The 16,183-nt window shown below is 67.1% G+C and carries 16 protein-coding genes; 6 read left to right on the top strand and 10 right to left on the bottom strand.

Annotation, left to right across the window (positions count from 1 at the left end):
* Positions 1-3 precede the first annotated feature (3 nt).
* Entirely contained in the window at positions 4-2,196 is a 2,193-nt protein-coding gene (gene uvrB / locus IEY68_RS31985) for an excinuclease ABC subunit UvrB (protein ID WP_308435005.1), read from the bottom strand.
* Positions 2,197-2,308: 112 nt separating this feature from the next.
* On the opposite strand from uvrB, the gene IEY68_RS31980 reads away from it, so the two are divergent.
* Complete coding sequence (locus IEY68_RS31980) at positions 2,309-2,833, top strand: ribonuclease FAU-1 family protein (RefSeq protein ID WP_058856745.1); 525 nt, start codon at positions 2,309-2,311, stop codon at positions 2,831-2,833.
* Positions 2,834-2,867: 34 nt separating this feature from the next.
* Here IEY68_RS31980 and coaE read toward each other — a convergent pair whose 3' ends face one another.
* Positions 2,868-4,073 carry a dephospho-CoA kinase gene (gene coaE / locus IEY68_RS31975; protein WP_058856744.1) on the bottom strand — a complete coding sequence of 402 codons (1,206 nt, stop codon included), beginning with the start codon at positions 4,071-4,073 and terminating at the stop codon, positions 2,868-2,870.
* Positions 4,074-4,256: 183 nt separating this feature from the next.
* On the opposite strand from coaE, the gene IEY68_RS31970 reads away from it, so the two are divergent.
* Positions 4,257-4,469 (top strand): hypothetical protein, encoded by a 213-nt coding sequence (locus IEY68_RS31970; protein ID WP_058856743.1) that lies wholly within the window; start codon positions 4,257-4,259, stop codon positions 4,467-4,469.
* 56 nt (positions 4,470-4,525) lie between these two features.
* Here IEY68_RS31970 and IEY68_RS31965 read toward each other — a convergent pair whose 3' ends face one another.
* Positions 4,526-5,230 carry a TetR/AcrR family transcriptional regulator gene (locus IEY68_RS31965; RefSeq protein ID WP_199804998.1) on the bottom strand — a complete coding sequence of 235 codons (705 nt, stop codon included), beginning with the start codon at positions 5,228-5,230 and terminating at the stop codon, positions 4,526-4,528.
* 88 nt (positions 5,231-5,318) lie between these two features.
* On the opposite strand from IEY68_RS31965, the gene IEY68_RS31960 reads away from it, so the two are divergent.
* The gene (locus IEY68_RS31960) at positions 5,319-5,996 is read left to right on the top strand and encodes an NAD(P)-dependent oxidoreductase (RefSeq protein ID WP_058856768.1); all 678 of its coding nucleotides are present in this window, start codon (positions 5,319-5,321) and stop codon (positions 5,994-5,996) included.
* Between the two features lie 69 nt (positions 5,997-6,065).
* On the opposite strand, the gene rpsA is transcribed toward IEY68_RS31960, so the two are convergent.
* A complete protein-coding gene (gene rpsA / locus IEY68_RS31955; protein WP_058856741.1) occupies positions 6,066-7,535 on the bottom strand; it encodes a 30S ribosomal protein S1 in 1,470 nt (489 codons plus the stop codon).
* Positions 7,536-7,702: 167 nt separating this feature from the next.
* On the opposite strand from rpsA, the gene IEY68_RS31950 reads away from it, so the two are divergent.
* A complete protein-coding gene (locus IEY68_RS31950; protein ID WP_058856740.1) occupies positions 7,703-8,590 on the top strand; it encodes a class I SAM-dependent methyltransferase in 888 nt (295 codons plus the stop codon).
* Between the two features lie 203 nt (positions 8,591-8,793).
* Here the strand turns inward: IEY68_RS31950 and IEY68_RS31945 are convergent, their stop codons facing one another.
* Positions 8,794-8,967, bottom strand: coding sequence for a type II toxin-antitoxin system antitoxin (locus IEY68_RS31945; protein ID WP_189094613.1), 174 nt, complete (start codon positions 8,965-8,967; stop codon positions 8,794-8,796).
* The gene (locus IEY68_RS31940) at positions 8,967-9,851 is read right to left on the bottom strand and encodes an SPFH domain-containing protein (RefSeq protein WP_058856739.1); all 885 of its coding nucleotides are present in this window, start codon (positions 9,849-9,851) and stop codon (positions 8,967-8,969) included. The genes IEY68_RS31945 and IEY68_RS31940 overlap by 1 nt, the downstream gene beginning before the upstream one ends.
* 132 nt (positions 9,852-9,983) lie before the next feature.
* On the opposite strand from IEY68_RS31940, the gene IEY68_RS31935 reads away from it, so the two are divergent.
* On the top strand, positions 9,984-11,069 hold the full coding sequence (locus IEY68_RS31935; RefSeq protein ID WP_058856738.1) for an isocitrate/isopropylmalate dehydrogenase family protein: 1,086 nt from the start codon (positions 9,984-9,986) through the stop codon (positions 11,067-11,069).
* Between the two features lie 284 nt (positions 11,070-11,353).
* Here the strand turns inward: IEY68_RS31935 and IEY68_RS31930 are convergent, their stop codons facing one another.
* From IEY68_RS31930 to IEY68_RS31915, 4 genes are all read right to left on the bottom strand, one after another.
* Positions 11,354-12,748, bottom strand: coding sequence for an FAD-binding oxidoreductase (locus IEY68_RS31930; RefSeq protein WP_082681627.1), 1,395 nt, complete (start codon positions 12,746-12,748; stop codon positions 11,354-11,356).
* A gap of 86 nt (positions 12,749-12,834) precedes the next feature.
* Entirely contained in the window at positions 12,835-13,587 is a 753-nt protein-coding gene (locus IEY68_RS31925) for an amino acid ABC transporter ATP-binding protein (RefSeq protein WP_058856766.1), read from the bottom strand.
* Positions 13,588-13,607: 20 nt separating this feature from the next.
* Positions 13,608-14,540 carry an amino acid ABC transporter permease gene (locus IEY68_RS31920; protein ID WP_058856737.1) on the bottom strand — a complete coding sequence of 311 codons (933 nt, stop codon included), beginning with the start codon at positions 14,538-14,540 and terminating at the stop codon, positions 13,608-13,610.
* Positions 14,537-15,418 carry an ABC transporter substrate-binding protein gene (locus IEY68_RS31915; RefSeq protein WP_058856736.1) on the bottom strand — a complete coding sequence of 294 codons (882 nt, stop codon included), beginning with the start codon at positions 15,416-15,418 and terminating at the stop codon, positions 14,537-14,539. Before IEY68_RS31915 ends, IEY68_RS31920 begins: the two co-directional genes overlap by 4 nt.
* Positions 15,419-15,624: 206 nt before the next feature.
* Between IEY68_RS31915 and IEY68_RS31910 the strand changes: the two genes are divergently transcribed.
* Positions 15,625-16,158: a 2'-5' RNA ligase family protein gene (locus IEY68_RS31910; RefSeq protein ID WP_058856735.1), complete on the top strand. Its 534-nt coding sequence runs from the start codon at positions 15,625-15,627 to the stop codon at positions 16,156-16,158.
* Positions 16,159-16,183: the final 25 nt, after the last annotated feature.

Raw genomic sequence — 16,183 nt, 5'->3', positions numbered from 1 at the left:
CGGTCACTGCAGTCCGGCCGCGTCCATACCGCGCAACTCCTTCTTCAGGTCGGCGATCTCGTCGCGCAACCGGCCCGCGAGCTCGAACTGCAGGTCGCGGGCCGCGTTCATCATCTGATCGGTGAGTTCGGCGACCAGATCGGCCAGTTCCGCCCGCGGCATCGACTTGATATCGCGCCCTTCGACGATCCCCGCGCTGACCGCCCGGCCCGGTTCGCCCTGCGCTCGGCGACCGCGGCTGGCGTTGCGGCCGGAACCACCGACCTCGACCTCGTCCCCGGCCTCGGAATAGACCTGATCGAGGATATCGGCGATCTTCTTGCGCAGCGGCTGCGGATCGATCCCCATCTCCTCGTTGTAGGCGAGCTGTTTGGCGCGGCGGCGTTCGGTCTCGTCGATCGCGTCGCGCATCGAATCGGTGATTCTGTCCGCGTACATGTGCACCTCACCGGACACATTGCGGGCGGCGCGCCCGATGGTCTGGATCAGGCTCTTCGTACTGCGCAGGAACCCTTCCTTATCGGCGTCCAGAATGGCGACCAACGAAACCTCGGGCAGATCCAGCCCCTCGCGCAGCAGGTTGATACCGACCAGCACGTCGTATTCGCCGAGCCGCAGTTGCCGGAGCAGTTCGACCCGGCGCAGGGTATCGATCTCGGAGTGCAGATAGCGCACCCGCACACCGAGCCCGAGCAGATAGTCGGTCAGGTCTTCGGACATCTTCTTGGTGAGCGTGGTGACCAGGACCCTTTCGTTGCGCTCGGTACGCAACCGGATCTCGTGCACCAGATCGTCGATCTGCCCCTTGGTGGGTTTCACTTCGACCTTGGGATCGACCAGACCGGTGGGACGGATGACCTGTTCCACCACCTCACCACCGACGCGGCCGAGCTCGTAATCGCCGGGAGTCGCGGACAGGTACACCGCCTGACCGATCCGCTCGGCGAACTCTTCCCAGGTGAGCGGCCGGTTGTCCACCGCCGAGGGCAGCCGGAAACCGTATTCCACGAGGTTGCGCTTACGCGACATATCGCCCTCGTACATACCGCCGATCTGCGGCACGGTCACATGGGACTCGTCGATCACCAACAGGAAATCGTCCGGGAAGTAGTCCAGCAGTGTGGCGGGGGCGGAACCGGCGGGCCGGCCGTCGATATGGCGCGAATAGTTCTCGATACCGGAGCAGAATCCGACCTGCCGGATCATTTCGAGGTCGTACTGGGTGCGCATCCGCAACCGCTGCGCCTCGAGGAGTTTGCCCTTGCGCTCGAGTTCGGCGAGACGTTCCTCGAGCTCGGCCTCGATATCGACGACCGCACGCTCCATCCGTTCCGGCCCCGCCGCGTAGTGCGTGGCGGGAAAGATACGCACCGTATCGACTTTGCGCACGACGTCCCCGGTGAGCGGGTGCAGATAATAGAGTTCCTCGATCTCGTCGCCGAAGAATTCGATCCGTACCGCCAGTTCCTCGTAGGAGGGGATGATCTCGACGGTATCGCCGCGCACCCGGAAAGATCCGCGCGTGAACGACATATCGTTGCGCGTGTACTGGACGTCCACCAGCATCCGCAGAAACGCGTCGCGGTCCACTTCCGATCCCACTTCGAGCAGTACGGAGCGGTCCAGATAGGACTGTGGAGTGCCCAGGCCATAGATACAGGACACCGACGCGACGACGACCACATCGCGGCGAGACAGCAGCGCGGAGGTCGCCGAATGGCGCAGCCGCTCCACATCGTCGTTGATCGAGCTGTCCTTCTCGATATAGGTATCGGTCTGCGCGATATAGGCCTCGGGCTGGTAATAGTCGTAATAGGAGACGAAATACTCCACCGCGTTGTGCGGGAACATCTCCCGTAGTTCGTTGGCCAGCTGCGCCGCCAGCGTCTTGTTCGGAGCCATCACGAGGGTGGGCCGCTGCAGCCGCTCGATGAGCCAGGCGGTGGTCGCCGACTTACCGGTACCGGTGGCGCCGAGCAGCACCACATCGGGTTCACCCGCGTTGATCCGGCGTTCCAGTTCCTCGATCGCGGCCGGCTGGTCACCGGCCGGCTGATGCGGACTGACCACCTCGAACCGCCCACCGGTGCGTTCGATCTCCCCGACCGGGCGAAACGCCGATTTGGCCAGTGGGGTCTCCCCGTCGGCCTCGGTCCCGGTGACGCCGGCCGCACGGAGTTCGGTTGCGAATGCCATGCCCCAAGACTAGGCGCGGTCACCGACAGGATCGGAGTCGTCGTCCGGCCGACGGCACCCGCCGGACCTGCCCGCTGCGCGCCAGGGTCCCGAGTGGGTAGATTCGGCACCTGTGACACAGGTATCCAGCGTGGACGTCCATCGGCCCAAGGTGGAGTACTTCGATATCGCGGAGCTGACCAATACCGACCCGAAGGGTTTCGTCCGCGAGGTGGAGCGCTACCACCTCGAACCCTGGGGGCTGTACATGGCCCGCACCGCCGACCATCCGCAATTCCATTATCTGGAATCGTGGCTGCTGCCCTCGGTGAATCTGCGCGCTTCGGTTTTCCATTTCAATCCGGCGCATATGCGCAACCAGGACTACTACATCGATATCGGCGAATTCGGCGAGGTCGAGCCCGGTAAATGGCGATCGGTCGACCATTATCTGGACCTGGTCGTCAGAAGGGGACACGAAACCGAGCTACTGGACGTCGACGAACTTCTGGCCGCGCATACCGCCGGTTTGCTCGACGCGCCGACCGCGGAGAAGGCGGTGGCCACCGCCACTGCGGCGATCGCCGGTATCGCCGCCCACGGTTACGACTTCCAGGCTTGGACGGCCTCCCTCGATATGCCACTCACCTGGCTGTAAACCAGCGGGGGCGGCGCCCACCGCCGCGCGGTCACTACTCCGGGTGCGCGGCGCGCCAGAGCGACACCCGCTCGTACACCGAATCGAACCAGGGTTCCTTCACCGCCGGATAGGCCGCCATCGCCTCATGGGCCGCGAGCCCGGCGGCCGCCGCCGCGGCTCCGCGCTTCACTTCCGCGTACTCCGCGCGTGCGCCCGCCTCGGCGCGCAGCCAGTCACGGAACGCGAGCGCGAACTGCTGCCCGGGGCTTCCCGCGGCCCGCACGTGCACATATGCCGGGCGGCCGGGATCCGCACTGCCGTGCACCCGCTTCTCCCAGCGAACCGGATCCGCCGATTCGTCGCCGAGGGCCGGTTTCGGGCTGTCGTGGGTGTGTTCCGGTATCGCCGGGAACCCGGCACCTGCCAGTGCGTCGCGGATCGTATCGGCCGTGGCCAGGTCGGCGACGGTGATCTGCAGGTCGAGAACATCCCTCGCGGGCAGAGCGGGTACCGAGGTCGAACCGATATGGTCGACCCGCACGGCCGCCGCGCCGGCCGCCAGCCGGAGCCGCGCGATCAGCCGCTGCGCCTGGGCCGGCCACTGCGGGTCCGATTCCACGATCCGCGGCTCCGGGCGCACCGCCGTGCCGGACCGCAGATTGGCTTCGAAAGGCACCAGCCGTTCGTCCCAGAGCCGGTAGACGGTCTGTTCGACCACTCCGGCGGGCCCGTTGTTGTCCAACAGCACATCCGCGGCGGCGTAGCGCTGATCGTCGGTCGCCTGAGCGGCGATCCGCGCCCGCGCGTCGGCCTCGGGTACGCCGCGGAACTCGACCAGGCGCCGGATCCGGGTCTCGGCGGCGACATCCACGATCAGCACCAGGTTCATGAAGGGTGCCATATGGTTCTCCACCAGCAGCGGAACGTCCTGCACCACAATGGCGTCCGGTGCGGCGGCGGCGAAGAGTTCAGCCGTGCGCTGCCCGACCAACGGGTGGGTGATGGAGTTCAGCGTGGTACGGGATTCGTCGTCGCGAAAAGCCTTGGCCGCCAGCGCCGGACGATCGAGGCTCCCGTCGGCCGCCAGGATATCCGTGCCGAACGCCTCGGTGAGGGCCGCGAGGCCCGGCGTTCCGGGAGCGACTACTTCGCGGGCGATGACATCGGAATCGATGAGCACCGCGCCCCGCTGCACGAGCGCCCGCGCGACCGTCGATTTGCCCGCTCCCATACCGCCGGTGAGGCCGATTCGTAACATTCGCTCAGTCTCGCATCCATGGGCACCGAACCGGCAGCGAGGCCGCCGCCCTATACCTTCTCGACACGCCCTGCCACGGTGGAACGCCACAAATGTCCTGATTACGCCAGATGCTGGGCTAGTGTTCGGCCTGAGTGCAGGCCCCGATTCACAGCTTCTGTCACGGATAGCAAAGGAACGAGCATGCGCATCAGGCACTACCGCACAGGCCGGCACCGGCTGGGGGCGCCGGGCCGGGTGCACTGTCTCGCCATCCCGGCCGTCGCGGCCTATCTGTCGAAGAACCGCCGCCCCTGGTTCCGCGTTTTCACCATCGCAGCACGCCACAGTCTCGCCGCTCATCGCCCGCGTCCGTCGATCGTCTGGCCGCGCTGGGTCCCGGTCCCGGCAGGCTAGTTCCCGACGGACAACGGTGGCCCGGTCCTCGGACCGGGCCACTGTTGTGCCCAGGCCTATCGAAGCCCCAGTTCGCGGACCAGCTCACACATCTCGACGCGGAACAGTTTGGCCGGATCGGCCGACTGGGGACGCAGATGGCCGTACACCTCGAGCGCGACGAGACCGTGCATCCGGCCCCACATACGCAGTGCGAGAGCGAGTCCGGCGGGTGGCAGGCCGGGAAATTCCGACCGGACGTGCGCGGTGAGGCCCGGCTCGAAATCGCCCCAGCCGAATTGGCCGTCCTCGGGCCGGCCGGGTCGCCGGGGCCAGACCGCCGCTGCCAGACCGACCAAACCGGTACAGGCCCGCAGTTCGGCTTCGGCCGCCGGCCCACCGGGAGGCGGCCGGTAGCCGGGGACCGGATCTCCGTAGACGAGCCGGAATTCCGCGGGACGCTCCACCGACCAGCCGCGCACCGCTTCGCCCCAGGCGACTATTCGAGCACCGGGATCGTCCGCCGGGGCGGCGTCCCGCGCCGCTTCGAGACGGTCGACCAAGGCTGTATAGACATCGGCGATCAGCGTCGAAATGAGGTCGTCGCGGGTCGCGTAGTAGCCGTAGACGGCGCCCGCGGTCATGCCCATCTCCCGGGCGATCGCCCGCAGCGCTATCGCATCGGGCCCGCCCTCGGCGAGCAGCCGCAAAGCGATCGCCTTGATCTCGCGGGTGGTTTCCGCGCGCAGGCGCTCCCGGCGACTCATCACTACCTCGGCCACGGTTGACACACTACAGAGGGCCGCTAAAATTCCCCGTGCAGTTTCTGAACGCCGTGTAGTAAATGCACGGCATGGAGCAGGAGTGGGTATGCATATCGGAGTTTTCGGCGCGACCGGTGTCATCGGTTCGCGCGTGGTCGCGGAGGCCGTACGCCGCGGTCATCTCGTACGGGCCCTCACCACCGACGAATCCCGCGTCCCCCGGGATCGGGACGGCATCGCCTGGCAGGTGGCGGACTGGCGCGACGCGGAGAGCATCGCCGGAGCGATCGCGGGCCTGGATATCGTGATCAGTGCCGTCAATGCCGGGCACGGAATCGAGGAAACGATCGCGCGGGCAGATGATTTCGTCTCGGGCGCGCAGGCGATGGTGGCGGCACTGGACCGGCATCCGGCGATCCGGGTGCTCGTGGTCGGTGGCGCGGGCAGTCTGGAGGTGGCGCCCGGCCGGCAGCTCGTGGACGAGCCCGACTTCGCGGACAACCTACCCACCGGCCTCGGTGTCCCCCGCGAGTACCGCCGTGTCGTCGCCGCACTGCGGGACGCGCTGAACGTCTATCGCACGTCCAATCGTCTCTGGACCTATCTGAGCCCGTCCTCGGGCCGGATCGAACCGGGTGAACGGACCGGCCGCTTCCGGATAGGCGGCGATCAACTGCTCGATACCGGTGGACGCGATATCTCGGCCGAGGATATCGCGGTGGCGTTACTGGACGAGGTGCAGCTTCCGCAGTACATACAGCGCCGGTTCACCGTCGGCTACTGACGTGAAAAGACCCCGGCCCACAGGGACCGGGGTCTTTCCGTTCAGCTATCGGCTACCGATATTCGCCGCTCAGGCGTTACCGGACAGCTTCTCCCGCAGGGCCGCGAGCTGAGCGTCGCTGGCCAGCGACCCGCCACCGGACTCCGGCTGGCTGGAGGTGGACTGCGCGCCGCCGCTCTCGGAGGAGTAGTTCGACGAACCGCCGCCGTTGACGGCCTCGGCAGCGGCGTCGGCCGCCATCTTCTCCATCTGCGCGGTGTGCATCTTGTGCCGGCGCTCCGCCTCGGCGTAGCGGCCTTCCCACTCTTCGCGCTGCTTGTCGAAGCCCTCGAGCCATTCGTTGGTCTCGGGATCGAAGCCCTCGGGGAAGATGTAGTTGCCCTGCTCGTCGTAGCTGTCGGCCATGCCGTACTTCGACGGATCGAATTCGGCGCTGTAGTCCTCGTTGGCCTGCTTGAGGCTCAGCGAGATCCGGCGACGCTCCAGGTCGATATCGATGACCTTGACCATCGCGTCGTCGCCCACGACCACGACCTGGTCCGGGACCTCGACGTGACGCTCGGCGAGCTCGGAGATGTGCACCAGGCCCTCGATGCCCTCTTCGACGCGGACGAACGCGCCGAACGGCACCAGCTTGGTGACCTTGCCCGGCACGATCTGGCCGATGGCGTGGGTCCGGGCGAACTGCCGCCAGGGATCTTCCTGGGTGGCCTTCAACGACAGCGAAACGCGCTCGCGGTCCAGGTCGACGTCGAGAACCTCGACGGTGACCTCGTTGCCCACCTCGACCACCTCGGACGGGTGATCGATGTGCTTCCAGGACAGCTCGGAGACGTGCACCAGACCGTCGACACCGCCGAGATCGACGAACGCGCCGAAGTTGACGATGGAGGAGACCACACCCTTGCGGACCTGGCCCTTCTGCAGCTGGTGCAGGAATTCGCTGCGCACCTCGGACTGGGTCTGCTCCAGCCAGGCCCGGCGCGACAGAACCACGTTGTTGCGGTTCTTGTCGAGCTCGATGATCTTGGCCTCGATCTCCTTGCCGACGTACGGCTGCAGATCGCGGACACGACGCATCTCGACCAGTGAGGCGGGCAGGAAGCCGCGCAGACCGATATCGAGAATCAGACCGCCCTTGACGACCTCGATCACGGTGCCGCGGACGGCCTCGTCCTTCTCCTTGAGCTCCTCGATCGTGCCCCAGGCGCGCTCGTACTGCGCCCGTTTCTTGGACAGGATCAAGCGACCCTCTTTGTCCTCCTTGGTGAGGACAAGAGCCTCCACCTCATCACCCACGGAAACGACCTCGTTCGGGTCGACATCGTGTTTGATGGAGAGCTCGCGAGACGGGATGACGCCTTCGGTTTTGTAACCGATGTCGAGCAGGACCTCGTCGCGGTCGACTTTGACGATGGTTCCTTCGACGATATCGCCGTCGTTGAAGTACTTGATCGTGGCGTCGATGGCGGCGAGGAAATCCTCCGCAGAGCCGATGTCGTTAACGGCTACCTGCGGCGAGGTGACGGTGGTGGGCATGTGGCGGTTTGCTCCGGACGGATTGTGATCGGTTGCGGACATTGAGACTTTCGGTACGCTGCGATACACCCAGCTGCTCCAGGTGTGATCACTTGCGCGTTCAGCGTACGCGACCCGGAACCGGGCGGGCAAACGACCCCCCGCAGCGGATCTATAGGCTTCGCATCGTGTCCGACGACCTCGTTCAAGATCGCCACGCTCAGGCCACCGAACTGCTGGGGACCGCGGGTGCGGCACGCCTGCGGGTCGACTCACCCGAGAGCGAACGCGCGAACCGGCGCTGGTGGGATGCCGACGCCGGCCAGTACCACGATACGCACGGAGAATTCCTGGGTACCGACAGCGCAGGCGGCGAATTCATCTGGTGCCCGGAGGGCCTGCACGAGGGCGATATGCGGTTCCTCGGCGAGGTCACCGGCAAACGGATCCTCGAGGTCGGGTGCGGTTCGGCACCGTGCGCCCGCTGGCTGGCCGGACAGGGCGCGCACCCGGTGGGCCTGGATATCTCGATGGGCATGTTGTCGCGGGGGCTTGCGGCCATGGACGAGGGTGGGCCCCGGGTGCCGCTGGTCCAGGCCGGCGCCGAAGCGCTGCCGTTCGCGGACGAATCGTTCGATCTCGCCTGTTCGGCCTTCGGCGCAGTGCCGTTCGTCGCCGACTCCGCCCTGGTGATGCGGGAGGTCGCCCGGGTGCTGCGGCCGGGTGGTCGCTGGGTGTTCGCGGTGAATCATCCGATGCGCTGGATCTTCCGCGACGATCCCGGCCCGGAAGGCCTCGAAGCGGTGATCCCCTACTTCGATCGCACGCCGTACACCGAAATCGACAGCGAGGGCCGGTGCACCTATGTGGAACACCACCGGACGATCGGTGACCGGGTCCGGGAGATAGTAGGGGCCGGATTGGTGCTCGACGATATCGTCGAGCCGGAATGGCCGGAATGGCTGGACCGGGAATGGGGCCAGTGGAGTCCGCTACGTGGACAACTGTTTCCGGGGACGGCGATCTTCGTCACCCATAAACCACTTCGGCCCGTGGACCTCGATCGACCGCGATGAGATCGCCCCGGCCGGGCCTGGTGCCGCCGACCGCCGAGCCGCTGTAATTCCGGTACCGCGTAGACAGTCGGCTCCGCGACAGCGCGCGATCGATCGGAACGGGCCCGAAAGGCGGCCCCGGCGCGAGGGGTCACATTCGACAGCGACGAACGCGCGCGTTCCCGGCCCGGGGAGGAATTCTCCGGGCCGGGAGTCCGGTCCCCTCAGCTCTCGTCGCCCCGGGACGGCCGCGGGGAGCGACCGGCCTGGTCCAGCGCCCGCCGGAGGGCGAACTCGATCTGAGCGTTCACACTCCGCAGATCGTCGGCCGCCCATTTGGCGACAGCGTCGTGAACCGCGGGGTCGAGCCGGAGCAGGACCTTCTTGCGTTCGGACATCAGCTGTACAGCGATCCCGCATTGACCACCGGCTGAGTCGGCCGATCACCGCACAGCACCACCAGCAGATTCGACACCATGCTGGCTTTGCGTTCCTCGTCGAGTTCCACCATTCCCTCGGCGGCGAGCCGGTTGAGCGCCAGCCCGACCATGCCCACCGCTCCCTCGACGATCTGAGTCCGGGCGGCCACCACCTGCGCCGCCTGCTGACGGACCAGCATCGCCTGCGCGATCTCGGGCGCGTACGCGAGGTGGGTGATCCGCGCCTCGATCACCTCGATACCCGCTGTCTCGGTGCGGTCGCGCAGTTCCACCGTGAGTTCCTCGGCGACCTCGGCGCCATCACGCAAGCTGGTGCGGCCGGCGTCGTGCGCGTCGTAGGGATGAGTGGTGGCCAGGTGCCGGACGGCGGCCTCGGACTGGGTGGCCACATACTCCTCGTAGTCATCGACAGCGAAGGCGGCTTTGAAGCTGTCGACGACCTTGTAGACGACCACCGCCGCGATCTCCACGGGATTGCCGTCGGCGTCGTTGACCTTCAGTTTCTGGGTCTCGAAGTTGCGGACCCGCAACGAGATGCTGCGCCGGTCGGTGAGCGGCAGCACCGAGAAGAATCCCGGTTCGCTGACCGAACCTATGTAGCGCCCGAAGAACTGGACGACCTTGGCCTCGTTCGGGTTCACCACCGTCAGACCGGTGATACCGAGCAGCACGATCGCCCCCACCACACACGCGACGATAGCCCCGGCCAGCGCCAGGGCGTTCTGATGCTGCGCGAATGCCACGAATCCCGCTACCGCCACCGCCGCCAGGGCGATCGTGAGCACCAGCCAGATCAGTAGCACGACGAACCCGTTGACCCGCGTGGCATTCCGGAATGTCATGACATCCTCCCTCTATCAAAGTGATATCACCAAGATAGCACTCCGCGCACCGTCTCGATAACGGCCGCCCGAACGGGCGGCGCGCGCGGGCCCTCGACCGGTCACCGGACGGCGTCCTGCGACCATGTGCGCATGGAGCAGACGGCACAGGGCGAGCGGCTACGGCTCGGGCTGATCGAGGGGGACGGGATAGGGCCGGAGGTGGTGGGTTCGACCCGGCGGGTGGTGGACGAGGCACTCGCCGCTGCCGGCGCACCCGCGGCCGACTGGGTCCCGCTGCCGATGGGCCTGCGGGCAATCGGCGAATTCGGTACCGCTCTACCGGAATCCACGCTCACCGGCCTGCTCGACACCGACGGCTGGATACTCGGCCCGCACGACAACGCCTCCTATCCCCCGGAGCACCGCATCGCACCCGGCGGCGCGATCCGGCGTCATTTCGGCCTGTACGCCAATATCCGGCCGGTCAAAGCGCTCCCCGGAATCGGCGCGGCCGCACCGGATATCGATCTGGTGGTCGTTCGCGAGAACAGCGAGGGCTTCTACGCCGACCGGAACATGGCGGTCGGATCCGGCGAGTTCTGCCCCACCCCGGATATCGCCCTGTCGGTCGGGCTGGTGACGCGCGCGGCCTCCGAACGGATCGCGCACGAGGCGTTCCGGCTTGCCGCCGGTCGGCGCGGACGGGTGACCATCGTGCACAAAGCGAACGTGCTACCGCTGACGATGGGACTGTTCCGCGATACCTGCTACGCCGTCGCGGCGGCGTATCCCGGGGTGACGGTGGATGACGAACACGTCGACGCGACCGCCGCCCACCTGGTCCGCTCCCCCGGCGATTTCGATGTGCTGGTCACCGAGAACCTGTTCGGCGATATCCTCTCCGACCTGGCCGCCCAGCTCGGTGGATCCCTGGGTACCGCCGCCTCCCTGAACTGTTCCACCGACCGGGCCATGGCCCAGGCCGTCCACGGCGCGGCGCCCGATCTGGCGGGTCACAACCGGGCGAATCCGGTCGCCCTGCACCTCTCCGCGGCCATGCTGCTGCGCTGGCTGGCCGCCCGGCACGATCGCGCGGTGCTCGCCCGGGCGGCGGAGCGGATCGAACGCGCGGTCGCGGCAACCTTCGCCGCCGGAATCGCCACAGCCGACCTCGGCGGACTGGCGTCGACCGGTGAGTTCACCGAACAGATCACCGCGCGGCTGCATTTCAGATAAGCCGTTCACCCGCAGAACGACTGATCGAAACGACTGCCGCACATACCGGGTCGGTTGTCGCACAGCGAAGTACTCGGGCAGGCGATCACCCTGGACAGCCGGCAGCAGGAAAGACCTGCGTTTCAGCGGCCGCGTCGTCGACGGCGTACCCGACCGCCCGGAAGATACGACATCGTCTCCGGCAGCCGTCCCGGCCCCGGCGCACAGCCGCGTCAGCGAAAATGCGGCGGCCCGCGGTCGAGCTCAGGTGCGGATGACCTCCTGCCGGGGCGAACGCGGTCCCGTCAATTCACCGGCCGGATATTGCGGTTGAAACGGAACATATTGCCCGGGTCGTATGCCGCCTTCAGCGCCGCCAGCCGGGTGTAGGTTTCGGCGCTGTAACCGTCTCTGGTCTGCGCCTCTCCGGCCGCGTACCCAGCACCGTAGAGAAACGCGAGGTTGTGGCCTACGGTCCACGGGGCCAGTGCCGCACGAACGGGCGCGCCCGGTTCGGCATCGGGTCCGGGCGCGGCGATGACCCGGACCACGTAACCGGCCCCGCGATGATCCAGCGCGAGATCGGTATGTCCGGGGTTGCGCAGGGCACCGCCCAGATGACGTATATCGATCACCGCGCCGAGCCCCGCGTCGGGACCCGCGACCTCGAGCAGCGCCGCGAGCGCCCCCGGTGTCAGATCGCCGAGCAGCGCGTTGGTCGCGGCGTAGGCGTGTGGATGGTCGGGATCGGAGTGGATGGTGTGTGATTCGGTATAGGGCATCCCGCGTAGATCGTCTTTCAGCGGTGTGCCGATGGCCCGCAGCGGTGCGACGAGGCGGTCGCCTTCCCGGACGCCGCCGTCGAAGGCGATACGGATCGAGGCGGCGAAGCGGCCGCGCACCGGTTCCGGGATCTGCGGAATATCCGGGAATGCCAGCATTGTCACGGCCGAGGTGACCGAATCGGGCACGGTGGCGGTCCATTCCCGCCATATCTCCAGCGCACGTGGCACCAGGGGCGTGTCGAAAACCAGCTGTCCCCCGTAGACGGCGGTGACCGGAACCAGGTCCAGTTCCATCCAGGTCACGACACCGAAGTTGCCGCCGCTGCCCAGTACCGCGCCGAATAGTTCGTCGCCCGGCCGTACCGTGCGCGCCCGGCCGTCGGCGGTGACCAGTTCGAACGCGCGCACATGATCGGCGGCATACCCGTACTTCCTGGCCAGCAACCCGACCCCGCCGCCCAGTACGTAGCCGACCACACCCACCGACGGGGACGAACCGTTCAGCGGTGCGAGCCCGTACCGCGCCGCGGCCTCGATCAGATCGCCCGCCCGCACTCCGGCGCCGATCCGGGCGCTCGTCGCGGCGGGATCGATGTCTGTGCCGGTCAGCTTCCGCGTACTGATCAGCACGCCCCGGTCGGCCGCGACCGATAGGCCGTGACCGGTGGCCTGTACCGCCACCGGTAGGCCGTACCGGGCGGCGAACTCGACCGCGGCCCGCACGTCCTCGGTGTGCCGGGCGGCGACGACCACGGCCGGGCGATGCCGATCGGCGGTCTGGAAACCGGCGACCTCGCGCAGATATCCGTCCTCGCCCGGACGGAAGACCGGTGCCACGAAGCCGGCGAGTCCGGTATCGGCCGCCGCGGTGAGCGCGACGGCTGGTTCGGCGATCTCGGCGGCGCTGTCTCCCATGCGCTCGACGATGCCCGGAAACCGGCGAGAAGTGAAACAGATGTTCTTTCTACTTTCCATAACCATCAGTTATGGAACATCGGGAGCTACAACAGCCGTGACAGGAATGCCTTGGTGCGCACATGTTCCGGGCGCGCCAGCAGGTCGCCGGGTGCTCCGGCCTCGACCACGACTCCCTCGTCCATGAACACCAGCTGGTCGGCCACCTCGCGGGCGAAACCCATCTCATGGGTGACCACGACCATCGTCATCCCGGACGCGGCGAGTTCGCGCATCACGGTGAGGACTTCACCGACCAGTTCCGGATCCAGGGCGGAGGTCGGCTCGTCGAACAACATCAGCTTCGGATCCATCGCCAGCGCCCGCGCGATCGCCACCCGTTGCTGCTGTCCACCGGACAGCTGCGCCGGATAGGCGTCGGCCTTGTCCGCCAGCCCGACCCGGTCCAGCAATTCCTTCGCGCGCGCCACCGCGTCGGCCTTGCGCACCTTCTTCACCTGAGTGGGCGCTTCGATGATATTGGCGACCACGGTGCGGTGCGGGAACAGGTTGAAGTGCTGGAACACCATGCCGATCTCGCGCCGCTGCCGCGCGGCGTCACGCGGATGCAGTTCATAGAGCTTCTCGCCCTTCTCGCGGTAACCGACCAGTTCGCCGTCCACGTACAACCGGCCCGCGTCGACCTGTTCCAGGTGGTTGATACACCGCAGGAAGGTGGACTTGCCCGAACCCGAGGGTCCGATGAGGCACAGCACCTGCCCGTGCCGCACATCCAGCGAGATACCGTTGAGTACCCGCAGCGCCCCGAAACTCTTGCACACCCGCTCGGCGCGAATCATGGGTTCCGAACTCGTGGTGGTCATTTCGCCGATACCTCCCCGCGCGCGTCGGCCAGTGCCTGGAGTTGTTTGGCGGTCAGCTGCCGGGAGATACCGCGCGAATAGTATTTCTCCAGGTAGTACTGGCCGACCATGAGCACACTGGTGATCGCCAGATACCAGGTCGCGGTGACCAGCAGCAGCGGGATCGGCAGGAAGTTCACCCCGTAGATATCGCGGGCCCGGCCGAACAGATCCGTACTCAGCGGGATGGCGGTGACCAGTGCGGTGGTCTTGAGCATGCTGATGAGCTCGTTACCTGTCGGCGGGATGATCACCCGCATGGCCTGCGGCAGGACTGTGCGGCGCATGGTCTGTGACCAGGACATACCGAGTGCGATCGAGGCCTCGCGCTGCCCTTCCCCGACCGAGTTGATACCGGCGCGCACGATCTCGGCCATATACGCGGCCTCGTTGAGCCCGAGCCCGATGACCGCGAACGCGAACCCGGCCTGCAGGCTCTGCACATCGACCTCGAGCAGGCGCGGCCCGAAGGGCACACCGAAAGCGACGTTCTGGTACAGCGAAGGCACCAGCCCCCAGAAGACCAACTGCACGTACACCGGGGTGCCGCGGAAGACCCACAGGTAGACCCAGGCAGTCGCCCGCAGCACCGGATTCGGCGACAACCGCATCACCGCCAGCAGTGTCCCCAGAACGACGGCGATGAGCATCGCGAGCACGGTCAATTCGACAGTGACCACCGCGCCCGCCGCGATCCGGGTGTCGCGCAGATACTTCCAATACACATCCCAGCGATAGGCGGGATTGGTGGCGGCGCCGTAGACGAACAGCCCGGCGAGCGCCAGGATCAGCACAGCCGACGCCCAGCGGCCGGGGCGGCGCAACGGCACCGCGGCGATGGGCTCGGGTTCGGCTCCCGTACCGGCGGTCGTGTTCGGGTCGGCGGTCATCGTGCGGACTCCCTCGCGCCGTTGATCACAGAGGCGCGCAACGCGCCCTCCTGGACACCCCAGTTCTCGGTGATCTGCCGATACTGCCCGTTGTCCATCAGGTACTGCACCGCGTCGCGCAGTACCGGCGCCAGCGGCGATCCCTTCGCTACGGCCCATCCGTAGGGCGCGGAATCGAAGACCGGGCCCGCCTGTTCGATCTTGCCGTCGGTCTGTTTGATCGCGTACGCGGTGACCGGGGAATCCGCGGACATGGCATCGACCTGACCGAGTACCAGCGCATTGGTCACCGCGCTCTGTTCGTCGAAGGCGTCGATGATGATCGGATCCCTCCCCGCCGCGACACAGGCCTCGCTCTTGGCCGGAACCTCGTCGATGTGCTCGACCGTCGTCGCCTGGACTGCGACACGTCTACCGCAGGCGTTCCCGGGGTCGACAGGGTGGCCGGTGCGCTGCGCCCACTGCACCCCGGCGCTGAAATAGGTCACGAAATCGACCTGTTCCTCGCGCTCCACCGAATCGGTGATCGAGGACATGCCGATATCGTAGGTTCCGGCCTGGACGGCGGGGATGATCTTCTCGAACGCCGATTCGGCGTAGCGGGCGCGGATACCGAGCACCGCGGTCACCGCGTCCATGAGATCGATATCGAAACCGACGATCGCACCGTGCCGGTCGCGGTACTCGTTCGGCTGATACGGCACGTTCACTCCGACCACCACCTCACCGGCCGCGGCGATATCGGGCGGCACCCGCGCGGCCAGCGCGGCCACGGGCCGCACCGGCACCTTCGGCGGAACCGGGCCGGTGTCCTCGATATTGGTCACGCACCCGGCCACCAGCAGAACACCGGCCAGCCCGCACAGCATCCGCCGCATCCGGGCACTGGATCGATAAACCACACGCCACCACCTGCCGCTCGTGAAGAATCGTCGGCCCTCGACCGATCGTCGACGTTGTCAGGCACAGTAGGCGAGAGCGGCACACCGAACACCCCGAGTAACCCAAGATTGATCTCCGGGCGCGGCATCGGTCCGGCGAACCGGCGGTACTCCGGCGCACGACCCGCTACCGTCTGCAGATCATGGTGCAGTCGGTAGAACTACTGCTCGACGAGACAGCGGAGCAGCGAATCCGGCGGCAGTGGGAACTGCTCGCCGAGGCGGGACTGCCCGGACTCGGCCAGGGCCGACGCGACGGGGACACCGAAAGTCACCGGCCGCACATCACCGCGGCGGTGGCACGGCAGATCTGGCCCCGGATCGAACAGGACCTCGACAGGTTGCCCTTCCGGCCGTTCCCGATACGCCTCGGCGGGGTACTGGTGTTCGGAGCGAGACGGCCGATCCTGGTGCGGGCCGTGGTCCCCTCCGAACAATTGCTGGCCTGGCATCGGCGCATCCATCAGGTGGTGGAACCGTGCCCCGATATACCGGCAAATCTGCGCCCCAACCAATGGACGCCGCATGTCACACTCGCCCGCCGGATCCTGCCGCAGCACATCGGCGAGGCAGTGGCGGCGGTCGCGGCGGACCGCGACATCATCGCGACCGTAGTGGGGATCCGGCGCTGGGACGGCGACCAGCGCCGGGCGTGGCAGGTCGCCGAACACGGCTGAGCGGAGCGGACACACGGCCCGACAC

The organism is Nocardia jinanensis, assembly GCF_014645735.1.
Lineage (GTDB): Bacteria > Actinomycetota > Actinomycetes > Mycobacteriales > Mycobacteriaceae > Nocardia > Nocardia jinanensis.
The sequence above is the reverse complement of the archived record's forward strand: the minus strand, read 5'-3'. Positions and strand labels throughout refer to the sequence as shown.

Coding starts and splice junctions, on each gene's coding strand:
- uvrB (WP_308435005.1), bottom strand. CDS start 2,196: ATGGCATTCGCAACCGAACTCCGTGCGGCCGGCGTCACCGGGACCGAG.
- coaE (WP_058856744.1), bottom strand. CDS start 4,073: ATGTTACGAATCGGCCTCACCGGCGGTATGGGAGCGGGCAAATCGACG.
- IEY68_RS31970 (WP_058856743.1), top strand. CDS start 4,257: ATGCGCATCAGGCACTACCGCACAGGCCGGCACCGGCTGGGGGCGCCG.
- IEY68_RS31960 (WP_058856768.1), top strand. CDS start 5,319: ATGCATATCGGAGTTTTCGGCGCGACCGGTGTCATCGGTTCGCGCGTG.
- rpsA (WP_058856741.1), bottom strand. CDS start 7,535: ATGCCCACCACCGTCACCTCGCCGCAGGTAGCCGTTAACGACATCGGC.
- IEY68_RS31945 (WP_189094613.1), bottom strand. CDS start 8,967: ATGTCCGAACGCAAGAAGGTCCTGCTCCGGCTCGACCCCGCGGTTCAC.
- IEY68_RS31940 (WP_058856739.1), bottom strand. CDS start 9,851: ATGACATTCCGGAATGCCACGCGGGTCAACGGGTTCGTCGTGCTACTG.
- IEY68_RS31935 (WP_058856738.1), top strand. CDS start 9,984: ATGGAGCAGACGGCACAGGGCGAGCGGCTACGGCTCGGGCTGATCGAG.
- IEY68_RS31930 (WP_082681627.1), bottom strand. CDS start 12,748: ATGGGAGACAGCGCCGCCGAGATCGCCGAACCAGCCGTCGCGCTCACC.
- IEY68_RS31925 (WP_058856766.1), bottom strand. CDS start 13,587: ATGATTCGCGCCGAGCGGGTGTGCAAGAGTTTCGGGGCGCTGCGGGTA.
- IEY68_RS31920 (WP_058856737.1), bottom strand. CDS start 14,540: ATGACCGCCGACCCGAACACGACCGCCGGTACGGGAGCCGAACCCGAG.
- IEY68_RS31915 (WP_058856736.1), bottom strand. CDS start 15,418: ATGCGGCGGATGCTGTGCGGGCTGGCCGGTGTTCTGCTGGTGGCCGGG.
- IEY68_RS31910 (WP_058856735.1), top strand. CDS start 15,625: ATGGTGCAGTCGGTAGAACTACTGCTCGACGAGACAGCGGAGCAGCGA.